This is a genomic window from Algoriphagus sp. (assembly GCF_030694375.1).
Classification (GTDB): domain Bacteria; phylum Bacteroidota; class Bacteroidia; order Cytophagales; family Cyclobacteriaceae; genus Algoriphagus.
In genome coordinates this window covers 14,824-31,334 of the sequence record NZ_JAUXYL010000007.1, presented here as the reverse complement: position 1 = coordinate 31,334, position 16,511 = coordinate 14,824, and the positions used below count along the sequence as shown (strand labels likewise).

The following is a 16,511-nucleotide window of genomic DNA, read 5'->3' as shown; positions in this document are numbered from 1 at the left end:
CACCTTTTTATCAAAAATTTGGCTCTTTTTCCTAAATTTGATTGTGAAGCTTTTTCAGATGGAAAAGCTTTTTTTAAACCCAACTAGAAGGTTTCAATTGAACTAAATGCAAAAGCTTAATCTTAATCAATCTCTTTCTCAGAAGCTATCACCCCAGCAAATTCAGTTTATTAAGCTGCTTCAAGTACCTACAGCTGAGCTGGATACGAGAATAGAAGAGGAATTGGAAATCAATCCTGCGCTCGAAGAGGGAAAGGATGAAGAGCCAGAGCAAACGCAGGAGGATGACTTTGAAGACTCCTTTGACGATGACACCGGACGGGATGATCATGAATTAAATCTTGACGATTACCTCGACGATGAATATAGTGGGTACAAAATGCAGGGAGATGGCAACTATAATGCTGACGACGATGACCGGGAAATACCCATTTCATCTCAAGCTTCTTTGCATGAGCAGTTGATCACACAGCTCAATTTTCTAAAACTTGATGAGCGGCAGAAGATCATTGGTCAGCAATTAATTGGAAGTATTGAGAATGACGGCTATATCAGACGCGATCTCGAAGCGATCATCAACGACCTGGCTTTCAGTCAGAATATTGAAACCGATATCGATGAAATGGAGGAGATCCTCCGGAAAATTCAAAACTTTGATCCGGCCGGTATTGCCGCCAGAAATCTTCAGGAATGTTTGATCATTCAGTTGGAGCGAAAAGAGCATCCCGATGATCCCATTGTTATGAATGCTTTGCTTATACTTCAGGATTGTTTTGAGGAGTTTACCAAAAAACATTATTCCAAGATTCAGAAGCGCCTCGATCTTGATGAGGATCAAATCAAAGATTCGATCAATCTAATCACCAAACTTAATCCGAAACCGGGTGGTACATCGGATGGACTAATTCGCACACAGTATATTATCCCCGATTTTATCCTGTCCAACATCGGTGGAAAAATGGAAATCAGTCTAAATTCCCGGAACGCACCTGAGCTTCGTATCTCGAGATCCTATTCTGAGATGTTTGATGCCTATGATAAAAGTGACAAAAAGGATAAAAAGCTGAAAGAAACGGTCACGTTTGTGAAGCAAAAGCTGGATTCCGCCAAATGGTTTATTGATGCGATCAAGCAACGGCAAAATACGCTTCTGAGAACTATGGAAGCTATACTGAACTATCAAAAAGAATTTTTTATCGATGGAGACGAAACAAATCTCCGTCCAATGATCTTAAAGGATATTGCCGAACGAATTGGGATGGATATTTCAACCGTTTCTAGGGTGGCAAACAGCAAGGCAATTCAGACTGAGTTTGGAGTATATCCGCTGAAGTACTTTTTCTCTGAAGGTATCGCTACCGACAGCGGTGAGGATGTCAGCAACCGTGAGGTGAAGTCAGTACTACAGACCATGGTCGATGCCGAGGATAAAAAGAGACCGCTTTCTGATGATAAACTTGTAAAAATGCTAAATAAATTAGGATATAATATCGCTAGACGTACGGTTGCAAAATACCGTGAACAGCTTCAGATTCCTGTGGCAAGGCTAAGAAAAGAGCTATTGTGAGATTGATTGCATTAGTAATTTCAGTGGTTTTTCAACCGCTGTTGATGCCAACATTAGTTTATGGGATGATTCTTTTTGCAGTACCGGAGGCCACCAGTATTCCCGAGGAATTTAAGGAAAGAATTTTCTTTTTAATCATACTCTCAACCCTAGTTATTCCGATGATCAGCATCATCGGCTTGAGGCTAAGTGGGACAGTCAAAAGTCTTCACATGCCGGAGGTCAAAGATCGTAGGATTCCATTTTTGATTACCACAGCATATTTTCTGCTGACCACCTGGTTTTTATACCAAAAGACAGACTTAGATCCGGTGCTGTGGCTTGGAATGGCGGTGATCTGCACTTCGGTCGTGATTTTGACGGGGATTAGTTTTTTTTGGAAAATGTCAGCCCACATGACAGGTACCGGTGGGCTTCTTGCGGTGGTTTTAGTTTTAGGAAATAAATTTCCAAATTTTGAGGTTCTTTACCCGCTTTTGGGGGCATTAGTCCTTTGTGGAGTAGTGGCCACTTCTCGTCTGTTGTTGCAGGCCCACCGACCTCTGGAAGTTTATGTTGGACTGGCCACAGGTTTTATTGTCTGTTGGCTAGGGTTTAATTGGATTTGGACATAAAAAAACCCGAATACAATCCGGGTTTAATTTCTGTTGCGGCTAGTTTAGAAAACTGAGACGGCCAATCCGAAGTTAATTTGACTGGCTTCCGTAGCAAAAGGTCCTCTTCCAGCTTGCCAAACGTCGTTGAGGTAAAAGTTGCCCCAAACATAAAAACCCGGTGATCCTGCCTTGATAGACACTGCATAGCGTAGTTTCTCCAATCCAAAATTTTGCGAATCTTTGATCTTTCGCGTACCCATGGCATCGGATTCATAGCTGATTTTAGTGTGGGCATTGTAGAGATAACCTACTTTTCCTCCAATACTAAATCTGAAGCTTTTGCTGTAGTTGTTTTTATTGACATGGTACCTCAAGTCCAAAGGTATTTCCAAATAATTTACAGCCAAATTATTCTTGTTGATGCTGATAGTATTACCATAGACCTCAGTGACACCCAAAAGTCTGGAAGACTCAGCTCCCAGGGTAGGATTGATGAACAGGTTTTGATCTTTGCCAAATTGGTACTTATCTGTGCCAATACCGAAACCCGGATTGAGTGTGAAGCCTGATTTATCACCTAAGATATTGATAGGGAATTGGTAAGAAACGTTGAAAGTCCTGGATCCAATAAAATTTGTTTCGATATCTGCCGGTCTATTAGTCAATAGGTTAAAGCCAAACTCTATATTCAAGTCATTCGGGATATTTGGACGACCCCCAATTGGGGATTTTGCTTTTGTCTCGGATTCCTGTGCCTGCACAAATTGAAATAAAAAGAAAGCGAGCGACAGTGTAAATAATTTTTTCATCAAAAGAGGTTTCTTATCAGTGAATGTGGGCAAAAATATAAAATCCCAAAGGATTTACCCTCTTGACGGTCTTAATTATTCTTAAGGTAAAGTGAGATATATTCTCGCTTGAGTATATTTTCTTCGAGTAGGGAATTTGCATAAAAAATAAATAAAGGTACCTTTGCAGATCGTAACGGCTTCGTAGCTCAATTGAATAGAGCACCTGATTACGGCTCAGGAGGTTTCAGGTTTGAATCCTGACGAGGTCACAAGAGCTCAGCTTGCTAAAAGCTGGGCTTTTTTTATTGTTAAAAACTAAGAAGCTCAATTGATTAAGGCATCCCGACCACAGTCGGGAAGGTTTCAGGTTTTATTCCTGACGAGGTCACAAGAGCTCAGCTTGCTAAAAGCTGGGCTTTTTTATTGGTTGAATTGAATTTTTCCTAACCCTTTTTTAGGCTATTTTTGAAGCTAGTTTACTGATCATGCGAAAACTCTATTTCTTTTTTGCTTTTATTCTTTTTGCAGCTTGTGAGGAATTGGTCGATGTGAAGCGGATTGAAGGGCCCTGCACCATCCAACTTGTTAAGGGGGGGACGATTACTACTCAGGAAGCTATAGAGATTCTCAAGGCTACTGGCACAATCACTTATCGGGACGAGGATGGCAAGCTTTGGTCTATTCCTGCGGATGAATACCTGACCTATTCCTGCGGGAATTAATCTATCGCGTCAAGGATAAGTACCCAGTCGTTTCCTCTTCCCGAACTGGGAGGGGAAACTGAAACCTTATTTCCTTTCACCAGATTATTTGTCGATTTGATTTCGGCTCCAGTTCGTGGATCAAACCATGTGGTTTTAAAAGACTCTCCGGTCATTAGTGTGAGATTAAGTTGGATGCTTTTCCCATTTGGGAAATAAATAAAGGCAAAGCTGCCATCATTCCCTCTGGTAGCCGTAATGTAAAATTCATCATCCAATTGCGCTGAAGCAATTAAACTCTGGTCCGGAAGTCGATCAAAATAGGGTCGGCTAAGCATTAATTTTTTTATGTGCTTTACCTGATTGGCGACCTCCAAATCCAGTGATAATTTCCATGGCTTTAGTGGTGCATTGATTGGGCTTTTATCCAAATCATACATCTGCCAGACGGCATGACAACCGTATGTCTGACCTGCTGCTCCCGCAAAAACGTTCCAATACATGATTCGTCGGATGTCGGTAGCTTCACTGTATCCCAGTTCTTTCGCATTGAAGCATTTGGGATGCTCCTCATACATAGGTTCCCCATCGATGGTTGGTTTTTGGGGAGAAAGATTTAGATCGTATGCGATTTTCTGGTAGGTGGGCTGATTGGGGCAATGCCCCGTTTGATGCATGTTGAAGTCTAGCCAATCCGCTTGATGAAACCAATTGGAGCTGCCTCCCGGATCGGTGGGCTGTGGGTGAAAAGTGATAAGAATCGGGTTTTTAGGGTTTTGAGTTTCTTTAATTCCTTTTGCCATTTGATTCCAGACCTCGATGTCATGGGAGTCTTCGCGCGGATTTCGATCTCCACCCAGTACCCAGACTAGATTTTTGCGATCTCGATATCTTTTACCAATCCACTTTCCATAAGAATATGCTGCTGCTGGTGTAAAAATTTCCGGACCGGTTCCCCAAGTATTTTTGAATAGCTTGTCACCCCAAGTTGGGAGTAAAGCGATATGAATATCCCGCTCTAAAGCTAAATCTAAAATCTTGTCGACGTGGCGGAAGTAGGCCTCGTTGTATTCCCAATTTTCCAAATTCAAAAATGGGGTGTCACCATTAGCATTTGGAGTATGAATACCATCGAGTTCGGCGAGTACTACGGCCTGCACGACATTAAAGCCTTGTTCTTTTCGGGTATCCAGATAATAGACTGCTTCTGTCTCGTCAAGTCGATGAAACAATTCCCAAGCCGTATCAGCCATCCAAAAAAATGGGTGTCCATCTGAAGTCATGAGATATCGATTTGCTGAATGAACCTGAATAGGTCCCTTAATTTCTTGAGCTTGGATTACCCAAGTTGTCAAGAGTGCGATAAAAAAGAGAATAGTTTTTTTCATGGAAGTAGCAAAAAAAAGCAGCCCGTAGGCTGCTTTTGAGTCAAATTAATGTGCGGCCGCTACGGCTGGTTTGGAGCCCTTTTGCCAAATGAAGAAGATGATAAATAATACGATCAGGATTCCCGGGAATAAGAGCATTTTCTGCAAGGTTTCCTGTCCGGCAGCTAATTCAAGGGCGTCTCCTGCCAATCCAGCGGCACTTTGAGATGCTCTTGATGCATCAATCCAACCTCCAATAATTGGCTGGAAGATCGCGGTAGAGAACATTCCTATGCCCCCTATGATAGACATTCCCAATGCTCCGGAAAGTGGTACTCGCTGGGCAACTGCTCCTACCATTACGGGCCAGAAGTAACACACACCTATTGCAAAAATCACCGCAGCAACATAGGCCATAGGTCCTGTGACAGTGCTAAATAAGAAGATGCCAATAGAGGCAAAGATAGCCCCGCCAAGCAATACACCAGTTTGACCAAGCGCTTTTACAACCGGACCTGCAAAGAATCTGCCTACTGCCATCACTCCGGTAGTAAGTGCTAAAATCAACATTGGGCTGGCACCGCTGGATCCCATAATTAATCCTACCCACTGTTGTGGTCCGAATTCAGAAATCGCCGTCAGCGCCATGCAAATGAATAGGAATATAAATACTGGACTGAGCATTGCTTTGAAGTTGGAACTTACAGACGTAACTCCTTCGACCTTTGGCTTTGGGAATGCTTTTCCAAAGAAAAGGACGGCATAGGCCACTGTAGGAATCATCATCACCCAAACTTGGGATTGCCATGCAAATCCTCCGTCTGTCATAAACTTGGAGACCAAGCTGCCCAATACAATTCCGCCCGGGAACCACATGTGAAACCTATTCAACATCTTATTAAGCGTGGTGCCGGAGTACATATCGGCGATAAGCGGGTTACATGCAGCTTCGGTACAACCATTACCAAATCCGATAAATAGTGTTGAAATCAGAAGCGTCGTATAACCATCCGCAAAAATGGTCATCAAAATACCAAGGGTATGAGTCACAAATGCGATTCTCATAATATTGGCAGGCCCTACAATATGGTAGAATAGCCCTCCAAGAATCATGGAAATAGGGAATCCGAGAAACCACATGGAGTTGATAAAGCCTAGCTGCTCAGCAGTTAGGCCGAATGAATCCCCCAATTGTGGAAGGATTCCCGCACGAATGGAAAATGAAAAGGCGGTGGTGATGAGCGCCAGACAGCTTGCGTTGAATAGGGCGCCACGATTGATGGTTTGAGTCATGGAAGAGTGCTTTGGTTTTTGGGTTGAGTAAAACATTCACTTAAAACGGTTCAAAATAGAAAAAAAAAGGGATTTAGCTTTCCCGTGGCAAAAATTATTCCTTGAATGGAAGTCATCTTTGGTAATGGAGAAGGGAAAATTGTTTTCTTCAAAAAGTGAAACTCCTCTTTTTGGAAATCTTGGAGCAAAGGGCTTGAGCTCACACTGAAAATCTAGAGTGATGCTCTAAGAAATTGGTTATATCGCCTATCTTTTATTAGGCAGGAAATTCACTTTGGTCAAATGAGCAGTTTATAACTATTATTCTATGACCAAGATTGATCCCAGATAGTGTTTTTGTATGTTTTTTTCATTATTCCGGAAATTTACCCGGATGGTGTAAGAACCATTTGGAATAGCCTTTCCATTAAAAGTTCCGTCCCAATCGCAGGTAGAAACTTCGGAAATGAGATTCGTATTGGCGCATTGAAAGATAATTTCTCCCCATTTATTAAAAATATAAACCTCCAACTCGTCGATTAGGTAATTGGTGTAAATGAGAAACTGTTTATCAGGATTTCCAATTTGGATCGCAGTGGGATGCATCACCCGTAATTCACATTCTTCTTCTGTAATAAATGTAGTCTGATAAGCACAACCTTCTGAGCTCATTACGATAAGCTCAAAATTTCCGATCAGCAATGGTTTATAGGTTGGAGCTGTCGAAACCAATTGCCCTTCATGGTACCATTCATAGCTTGCAAATCGGCCGGGATTAATTGTTTCGGCTATTTCATAACGGGGACAAACCGTATACATTTCTTCTACTTCGGGTCTGATTTCATCCGTACTTCTCAGAATCAACACTCTGTCGAGGCCTATCAGGCAATCAAATGCGTTGAAGGCTCTTGCTTCGTAAGTTCCCTCCTCAATTGCAAGTATTTCCGGCTTGTCAGTCTGATTTGTCAGTTGAAATTCTACACCAGATGCATTTGTAAACCACCATTCCAGTCTGTTGATTCTGTCGAAATCAGCTATAGCAGTAAGTGCCGCTGAACTTGAATCCGGGCACAAAGTCTCTGCTTTCAGGTCAATGTCAACATTTAATATAGGTTGGGCTACTTCAAATTTAAATATATCCTGATCACATGGAATACTTCCTAAAGGTTGAACGTCGAGGGAGAAATTTCCAAAATTGTTGAGAATCAAAAATTCTTCGTTACCAATTTCATTGCCTTGATCATCCATCCAAGAAAATTCAGCATCTGCAGGATTTGCCCCTGTAAGAACTGCCTGATAAGTTTTTACCCCTTCACACGATTCGCTGATCAAAACAGCCTCAAATTCAATTTTCCGATTTACCGTGACCACCATTGTTTGTTCGTCAGGACAGAGGATAGAGTTTGCATTTGGATCAAAGCCAAAGAAAGTATAGGTACCTTGTTGGTTTAACAGGAAAGTTTGAGTTGAGGCTTTCGTTACCATTTCTCCACTGGGGTAAGTCACAGTGAAATTGAGACTTTGATTAGTTACCGGAGAAAAATTAAAGCTTTCACAGATAGAAATAGCATCAGGAATTTCAAAAGTCACCCGCTCCGGGGTCACGTCTACTTCAATGGAATTTCTGCCCAATTCACAATCCTTCCCGATTGATGGAATTATACTGTAGACAGTAGCTTCATAAATACCTTCTATGTCTACAGTTATTTCAGTTTTGTTTGTAAACTGTGGTAATGGGATGATGTTACCGGCATCATCAAATTTCCTCCAAATGATATCAGTTACTTCATCCTGAAATGTAGTTGTAAGTGTGATAATCGATGAGGGGCGCAATTCGCAAAGTTTGGTTGAAAGAAGGCTTACATCCACTTCCAGGACTGGTGCTTTGATCAGGAACTCCTTTGGTGGGATTGGACATGCCTCACTGTTTTTTGGCTGGACATCCAACTTAAATAATCCGGTGGAAACGGGAACCAATTGAACTCCTTCACTGACAAGTTCATCTTTTTCATTGAACCATTTGAATATAAGATCATTTGGATTTCGCCCGAATAATTCTGCTTCAAAAGTTCGATTTCCAAAACAATCCTCCTGAATAAGTACAGGTTCAAATTCAACCGGATCTACTAGGGTGACATTAAACTCAATCAATGTCGGACATAGATCATTCGGTGTTGAAAGTCTTCCAACAATCTTGTGCAGACCTGCCTGATCCACCAGAAGAGATTCGCCTGCCTTTTTTGTCTCTTCTCTACCGTCCGGTGAGAAAAGCGTGAATTCTAAATTTTCCTTGGTTTCAGGAATTAAACCGAAGGATTGACATATCGCCAAATCCTCAGCAACGGTAAATTGAACCTGGCCTTTGCCCGGAATTTCAATTAATTCTTTTTTGGGAACAGTACAGCTGTCTAAATCAAGCAGTTCAAAAACAAAAATACCCCCTGCGATGGAAACTGGAATTTTGCTTTGGCCTAAAAAACTTCCTGAAGTGGCAACTCCTCCTTTTTCATTGAGGACGCGGTAATGTCCGTCAACAGGTCCCGGAAGCTGAATGGTAAACCCGCCTAAATTTTTTCCTACATCTGAACAGGATTCTCCGATGATATCAATAAGCTCATATTTTAACTCTGGAGGAACCGTGCCTATGGGAACTGCGGCAGCATAAGAATTTGTGCAATTGCCTAATGAGGAATTTAGATTATAGGCTCCGGATTCCATGTTTGGAATCACGAAAGTTTGACCTGAAGCAATAGGTCCCGAAGAATATTTGGTCTCTTCTACAAAAATATTATCGATTGGTGTCAGTGCCCGGATTCTGATCCCACCATCTGCAATGTTGCATCCACTGGATTCAATAGGGTCGAGGATTTCAAAATCCGGTAAGGGGAAATAGGTCAGGGACTTTGACTTTTCAATAGTACAGCCCGAGACATCCGGATTAATCATTTCAAAAATGACCTCATAATTTCCCAAGGAGGGAAGTACTGAAGGTGATACAATCACCGAACTCCCGGTGCTGAGGAAGTTCCGGGTGGACTCTCCCTGTTTTTGGACATACCAATTTCCGGAAATGGTTGGTTCGGTCAAGAAAGTCAACGACTGATTGGGGCAGATGATATCGCTGGGGGCTTTTATTTCAAATACAGGAGAGCCTGTTATGGTGGTACTTACCGATCGCAAACAATCCTGAAGCCCACCTCCTGAGGGGATAAAAAAACTAACAGTGTATGTCCCGGGTGCAGTTACGTTTAATAGGTTATTATTTCCCACGACCGTACCGGATCCGTTTTTCCACTCAAACTTAAAAAGTGATTCCGAAGGGTCGGAGGGATTTATTGCTCTGATTGCCAGTGGATCAGTGCCGCATTGCTGGTAGCTTGAGTTAAGAATTACTTCCGGTGAGGGTTGTACAGTTATTTCCTTGATCTGTTTTGGAAAAGGAATAGCTGCTCTACTTACAATCAATTCGACTCGGTAAATCCCCGGGTCTTTAAATGTGAAAGATATAGTTTGAAATCCTCCAGGCTGTTTGTTAAAAATTTCTTTTCCCGATGTGTCAAAAATTTTCCAATCATATACATCAGTCAAAGCGTTTGCGCCTCCCGAAAACTCACCAATAACACTCCCGAACTGGATACAAAGTCTGTCTGGCCCAATTATTCCCGTACTGTATAATTCTAAAGGCGATTTCGAAGACATCAACATTCCCTCCCCAAGAAACCCTTTGGCTCCGTCGGCAAACAAAAACACCAATATTAAACAGCTGGTGATTAAAGTGAATTTTAAAATATTAGAGATCAAGGATACTTTTTAGTAGGGGAATGCGCTTTGATTTAATTCTCTAAGGTACACTATTTACATCCTGCAAAAAATAGCCGAATTGTGATTTTACGGCTTATAATAAGTTTTTTGTAGTTTATCTAATGAAAATCCAATTCAAGTTATCACTCAATACCTCTGAAAACTCATACCTTTCTTCATTGAAAACTTTCAGAGCTTCCGGGTCAGTGATCTTATTTTTTATCGCAAAGTTAGTCATCATTCCTCTTGCTTGTTTTGCAAAAAAACCAATGGTCTGATAGTCTTCATTTTTAAATTCCTTGAAATGGATAGTGATAACAGAGGATTTTAAAACTTTAAGATCTACCGCTTTGAAATATTCCTGAGAAGCAAGGTTGACGATGGGTTTACCCGCTGATGCTTCAGCGATTTTTTTTGCAATTTTTGTTCCCCAATATTCGTAAAGGTTTTTTCCTTTTTTTGTTTCCAGTCGTGTACCCATCTCCAGGCGATAGGGCTGAATCAAGTCTAAGGGTTTTAAAAGTCCATATAACCCAGATAAAATCCGTAGATGCTGCTGTGCAAAATCAAAATCTGCATTAGTATAGCTATCCACATCGATTTTGGTGTAAACATCACCTTTGAACGCCAAAAGTGCCTGCTTCGAATTTTCAGGATTAAATTCGCTTTGAAAGGTCTTATAACGTTCCTCGTTTAATTCCGCCAGGTTCTCACTCACGTGCATGAGTTGCGCGATTTCAGCTGCGGACTTTTTTTTCATTACGCTGACCAAGGATTTTATATCTGAGGCGAAATCCGGGTGGCTGTATTCTTTGAAATTCGGAGTGGAATAATCTAATGTTTTGGCAGGGGAAATCAGAATCAACATGGTTATTGAATAATCGTAATGGCTTTAGTTTCGGATTGGGTAATGTTTTGCGCGTTTGAGGTAAACCGCACCACTACCGCATATGTTCCATTGGGGACAAATTTTCCATTGACAATTCCGTCCCAAGGACAGAAAGGTTGACGAGGTTCCACGTTTTGATGATCACAATAGAAAATCAATTCGCCCCATCGGTTGAAAATAAAAACCTCAACCTCATCAATGAATTCATTGGCATATAGAATAAATCCCCGATTGGGATCATTTAACACTACGCCATTTGGATAGGAGATTCTAAGTCGACAATCTTCCGTCACAACGAAAGTCGCTACATATTCGCAGCCTAGGTTGTCTGAAACCCGAAGCTCGTAATTGCCAGGCAGCGTAGGGGTGAATATGGCATCCTGTGAAACTTCCTCACCATTCAAAATCCAACTGTAATTGTCATAGATGCCGGGGGCAATGCTTGTGGTCACTCCTTCAATAGCACAGATGATGATTTCTCCTTGTGGCACTACAGGCGCGATAATGGTTGATTTGATCACAGCATCACTGGCTCTGCCCAATTCACAGCCGGCAGCATTTCTCAACAATACCTCATATATACCCTCTTGATCCACATCAATAATTGGACTGCCATCAAATGCGGGAATTCTTGTTTTTGTACCGCCTACCACAAAAAACCATTCAATGGCTGTGACATTGGTCAAATCTGCATCAACAGTGATTGTTGTCCTCGTTTGATCTATGCAGAATGGAACGATGTCCAAGCTGACATCTATCCTTGGATCCAAAATTACCGCCGTAAAGGGAATCTTATTGACGGGACATAATCCGCCAGATAAGGGTTGGACTTCCAAGGTGTAATCACCAGCTCTGGATGGAGTAAAAGTCTGTCTTCTTCCCACGATAACACCTAGGTCATCTCTCCAGATGAAAATCACATCGGCTGGAATTGCATTGTTCAAAATTGCCTCATATCGGATGCCTGTTTGGCAGTCTATAACAGGTCCTCCGAGTTGAAAATCAATGGGTGTAGTGACAGTGACATTCATTTCAATTTCACGCGGACAATCAAATCCGGCTGGATCTTCACCGCGAATGGTGTAAAGGCCTGATTGAGTAAAGGTGAAATTCCCTTGATTATCAGGAAGAATAGCAGTCCCGCCGGAATTCCTTGCGGTATAGTTTAATGGATTTGGTCCGACCGGAGCGAAAATAAAGCTTTCGCAAGCGGTTACATTGGTAGGAACTGAGAATACAACTTCAAATTTTTGAGCAATGGTGTAGACCATGGGATCGGTAATGGAACATCCAAATTGATCCTGAACCTCAACCTGGTAATCTCCATAGGGCACTTGAACATCAAAATCAATCTGACCCGGAAGAGGTCCGGTGAATTCTTGCCCGTCCCCCTGCCTTACAATGCGGTAAAGACCTACCTGCGCTACGCCACTATTGAATGAAATGTTAATTAGTCCTGGCTCAACACCGGTTGCGTTACAAGTTTCATCTGTGGTTGTCACCGTAAATTCCATTAAAGATGGAGGATTTAGGTTTTCGACCGTCACTGTGGCAGAATAAAAGCAACCTGTGCTATTTTCGGCCTCGATAGCATATAATCCAGGCAGAAGGCTAGTGACGGGTATTAGATCTCCTGCCGATACATTGGAGAAGGTCAGATTGAGGTCAGGTATCCTCAGCTCAGAAGCATTGGATTGCATGGTAATTTCAAAAGATCCATCTGCGGTAGCGCAATCAGTAGCAGGTGTGGTTTGAACGGCGACAAAGAGTGGTAACTCGTTTACCAACAGATCCAATTTCTTTTCAATCGTACACCCGGCCAAGATCGGATCCTCGGTTACGAAGAAAATCTCATATTGACCGGGGCCGGGCAGTGTATTGATGAAAAGCTCGAGTTCGAAAAATTCACCCAAACTCACTCGATTTCCATCTTGATTCAACTCATAGAACCAATCTCCGGTAATAGGAGTATCGGGAGCAAATACCACGGTGGTCTCTTCAAAACAAACCTCAGTCGCAGTTTGTGTCAATTCAAATTGAAAAGCGGGCCCAACAAAAACTTCCGCAATTGAAGGACAGGTTTCGAATAGTGCTGCTTCATCAGGTGAAAGATCATCAGGTAATCTATAGCTTACCCGTACTGTGTAAATACTTTCTTCATTAACTGTAATTGAATTTGAATTCTCATCTCCGAAAACTACTCCTGCAGCATTGGTCCATTGAAAATCATATATACCATCCGTAGGATCATAACCATCAATAGCTGTAAGGGTGACAGGATCGCCAGCACAAAGGGTGATGTCATCAACTAAAGTCAGTGTAGGAGGTGCTACTACTTCGATTTCACCTTCAGCCTCAAAATAAGTAGGATCCCCACAACGATCCACTCTTAGCGCAATAGTATAGATTCCCGGAGTGGTAAAGATTTGATCAAGTGTCTGGAATTCTTCTCCTGGTCCCCCGAAATTATTTCGGATTACAGTTCCGTCTTCATGCGTAATGGTCCAGAAATAAGAATCAATATCAGGTTCTCCACCGCCTTCGAGTAAGGCACTTGCACCATCCACAGGATCCAGACAAAGTCTTGGTGGAAAAGCCAAAGCAGGTTCAGGAATCGAACTTCCGCTGTTTTGCACAAACGAAGGAAGTCCAAGATTTGCTGTGCCGGGCATCGGTTGAACAGCATTTTGATTAAATGTACTGGAAGCGGTACAGCCTGTACCGACCTGCACCTGTCCGATACGATTGTCTCCAACTACGGCGACATAGATTTGACCGTCAGAGGCAATTTGCAAGGCTCCCAGATTTAAGCCCGCTGTACCTCCAACTTGTTTTCTTGTGGAAAGAATGCAGGCTTCCCGTTGGGCTCGGGTGGTGGCAGAGTCAAAGCAAGATGGGCAGGTAGCAGCGCCGGGAGTATTGTTTTCGACTGGTTTAATGATGAACTCTTCGATTCCCGGGCCACCGTTTCTGTAGGAAACCAGCACCCGATCCGAGTCTTGTGAAAATTCCAGTCCATATACATCACCACTACAACCTAAGTCAATCCGGGCATATTCGGACAGTTCTCCGGTTTGCTGGTCAAATTCAAAAATTTCGACTTTGTTACAGCCTCCCTCAGAAATAGTCACGGCAAGTTTTGTCCCATCAGGGCTGAATTTCATCGCGCCCACTCCGGAGTTGAATCCATGATTACTTCCTACGGAACTGAGTACCGGCTGTCCGATGCCTTGGCTGGATACCGGGTATGCCCTAAATGTGTTGTTTCCCAATTCATGAAACATCACCCAAGTGGTATCCCCTCCCGAAAATGCGGCTGAATGTTCGGTAGATGGACTGAAGAGAAAATTGTTTTTGGTGACTACATTCCCAACACCGGTTTGATTTTCAGCTTTAATGTCGACCAGTGAAAAACTTACCGTATTAGTACCACCAGCGGTGGCTTGGGTAGTAAATAGGTAATAAAGCGTCTGTTGTTGCGGTACTGCAACAGCGATGACAGATTGGCTGGACGAATTGTCTCCGCCAATGTCAGCTCCATTTTCCATTAGATTCCCATTCAGATCCCATACGGAATTGCCGTCAGTAAAGAATAGAACCTGACCAGCTTGGTCTGAAATGGTTGTGGTCCCTGCGGGAATATTCTGCGGATGCCGTTGTGCTATTGGTCTGGGGGTAGGCGCATTCGGATCATTAGGATCAGGATTGAAGTCCAAACCTGCCCCATCTCCAAAGTACCATATATTGTTTGATTGGTCAGGGAGGTCCCAGATTTTCACGCGGATCTCAGCAAAAGCATAGCATTCGGAACCAGGCTCTCTGACCAGTGCCCAGTACAACCCCGGCAGACAAACTTCATTTGGCTCTTTTCCTATCCACCCGCGGTCTCTTTTGTTGGACCAGAAGTATTCATAATTAGTTCCTCCCGGGGGTGGGGCTTCTCCTCCTGCATTTGCTGCCTGTGCCTGAAGTAAAGGCTCAAGATCAATGCAGCTTAAACAAATGGTGGTGTCTGCCGGCGTGAAGTCCGCCTCAAGGTTGTTTTCAGTAAGTGGGATTGTCTTGGGGACACTTAGTCTTGTCCCATCAGCAAATTCTACAGTAAGTGTCACCGAGATACTGGTGCCCTGCGCTGCATCCTGAGGAATTAGAAAATGCTCCTGGTTGAAATCTGCCGGAAGAGGATTTCCATCCGAATCAGTCAATGGGGGAGTGAATTCCCAATTAAAAGAGATCGGCTGATAATTTTCAGGGGTAATTACACTGGTCAGTTGGACTGGGTTATTGGAGCAGGGGGCTTCGGGACTCCAGGTGAAATCAAGTGTGGGAACTATATCCGCATTCGGAGCAAATATTGGGAAAATCGTCCCGCAGAAGTCGGTTCCGGCAAATGGATCTTCTTCGATTACGAGAGATGCCTGATCGGCCTCATCCGGATTGGTGACTCTCCCGATCAATTGAGGTCCTCCGGGCACCTCTTCATAAATGTAATATAACTGACCATCCGGTCCCGTTTTGACATCATAGACCTGATTCAGCCCAGCTGTAAGAGGAATTTCTTCAGGCGTTGCTGAGAGGTTATTAGCGGGAACCCTGAATAGCTGATTTCCCCGGGAAAAATAAATAAATGAACCATCCGGTGAAAAGTCCGCACCTCCGATATCACCTGTGCCACCTGATCCTGTAATAGGCACAGGAGTACCGAAATTCCCGTTGCCGGTGTTAAATGGGATAACCAAAATATCATCTCCAGGATTTTCAGGAATGACAATGAGTCTACTGTTTTCTTCATCAAAAATGATAGCCTTTGGAGTAAATGGGATGCCTTCCGTGTCTGTTTGGGTAAAACTCCCCTGTGTATTCCCTATTCTTCTGGAAATCAAATTTCCACCCGAAAAACTGATCAGATAGGAGGGAGAAGATGGCGTTTTCACTACCAAAAGTGCTCCGGATGCAGGGCCGATAACCTGATCCTTCACTGTGACTTCTCCTAAGGGTCGTTCATTTCCGGTGGCCTGACCTGGGGCATTCATATCTACTACTGAATATTGCAGCTGACCTCCGGGAGAAATGTAGAAAATATAAAAAAGTTTATTTCCCTCGGGATCATATTCTAAAATTCCCGTGGCTACTTTTTGTCTGCCGTCAATATTACCGTTAAGGCCTGAGCCAACTCCCTGAATTGGTCTTGCACTGAAATCATAGACCAACTCGCCATTTGTGTAGAAAAGCGGCTGACCCGTGATCGGATCAATGGCGATGGCATTATTTTTTTCACCGATAATTACCGAGCCCGGCAAAGTTTGAACATTTGCTGTTCCTCCTTTTCCAAAGGATAAATAGCTGTTGGGAGTACCGCTGCCACAATTTCCAAAAATCCACTCATTATCATTGAAGCCTTGGGAATAGCCGAAACTACTATTTCCGAAAATGCTCAGGGAAATGATGCTTGTAAAAATTAAAATGAACCTTATGGAAATAGGGCTTCTTTTCATATTTTTCGAACTGCTTACTAAAACAACCAAAG

The 16,511-nt window shown here is 42.9% G+C and carries 9 protein-coding genes and 1 tRNA gene; 4 read left to right on the top strand and 6 right to left on the bottom strand.

Translation table 11 applies throughout. The features are described 5' to 3' along the window. Positions 1-106 precede the first annotated feature (106 nt). Both rpoN and Q8M62_RS01360 read left to right on the top strand, forming a co-directional pair. Positions 107-1,567 (top strand): RNA polymerase factor sigma-54, encoded by a 1,461-nt coding sequence (gene rpoN, locus Q8M62_RS01365; protein ID WP_092731075.1) that lies wholly within the window; start codon positions 107-109, stop codon positions 1,565-1,567. A 44-nt stretch (positions 1,568-1,611) separates the two neighbouring features. Continuing rightward, entirely contained in the window at positions 1,612-2,181 is a 570-nt protein-coding gene (locus Q8M62_RS01360) for a phosphatase PAP2 family protein (RefSeq protein ID WP_304899747.1), read from the top strand. Between the two features lie 44 nt (positions 2,182-2,225). Here Q8M62_RS01360 and Q8M62_RS01355 read toward each other — a convergent pair whose 3' ends face one another. Further along, positions 2,226-2,972, bottom strand: coding sequence for an outer membrane beta-barrel protein (locus Q8M62_RS01355; protein ID WP_304899746.1), 747 nt, complete (start codon positions 2,970-2,972; stop codon positions 2,226-2,228). 177 nt (positions 2,973-3,149) lie between these two features. Here Q8M62_RS01355 and Q8M62_RS01350 point away from each other — a divergent pair. Together Q8M62_RS01350 and Q8M62_RS01345 are read left to right on the top strand one after the other, a co-directional pair. Continuing rightward, positions 3,150-3,223: transfer RNA gene (locus Q8M62_RS01350), tRNA-Arg, on the top strand. 216 nt (positions 3,224-3,439) lie between these two features. Further along, positions 3,440-3,676, top strand: coding sequence for a DUF903 domain-containing protein (locus tag Q8M62_RS01345; protein WP_092731081.1), 237 nt, complete (start codon positions 3,440-3,442; stop codon positions 3,674-3,676). Here Q8M62_RS01345 and Q8M62_RS01340 read toward each other — a convergent pair. From Q8M62_RS01340 to Q8M62_RS01320, 5 genes are all read right to left on the bottom strand, one after another. After that, positions 3,673-5,043 carry a glycoside hydrolase family 140 protein gene (locus Q8M62_RS01340; protein ID WP_304899745.1) on the bottom strand — a complete coding sequence of 457 codons (1,371 nt, stop codon included), beginning with the start codon at positions 5,041-5,043 and terminating at the stop codon, positions 3,673-3,675. The genes Q8M62_RS01345 and Q8M62_RS01340 overlap by 4 nt on opposite strands. A 45-nt stretch (positions 5,044-5,088) precedes the next feature. Beyond that, positions 5,089-6,315 (bottom strand): sugar MFS transporter, encoded by a 1,227-nt coding sequence (locus Q8M62_RS01335; protein WP_304899744.1) that lies wholly within the window; start codon positions 6,313-6,315, stop codon positions 5,089-5,091. Between the two features lie 300 nt (positions 6,316-6,615). After that, complete coding sequence (locus Q8M62_RS01330; protein ID WP_304899743.1) at positions 6,616-10,038, bottom strand: gliding motility-associated C-terminal domain-containing protein; 3,423 nt, start codon at positions 10,036-10,038, stop codon at positions 6,616-6,618. Positions 10,039-10,210: 172 nt separating this feature from the next. Beyond that, entirely contained in the window at positions 10,211-10,963 is a 753-nt protein-coding gene (gene yaaA, locus Q8M62_RS01325) for a peroxide stress protein YaaA (RefSeq protein ID WP_304899742.1), read from the bottom strand. A gap of 2 nt (positions 10,964-10,965) precedes the next feature. Next, a complete protein-coding gene (locus Q8M62_RS01320; RefSeq protein WP_304899741.1) occupies positions 10,966-16,479 on the bottom strand; it encodes a gliding motility-associated C-terminal domain-containing protein in 5,514 nt (1,837 codons plus the stop codon). Positions 16,480-16,511: the final 32 nt, after the last annotated feature.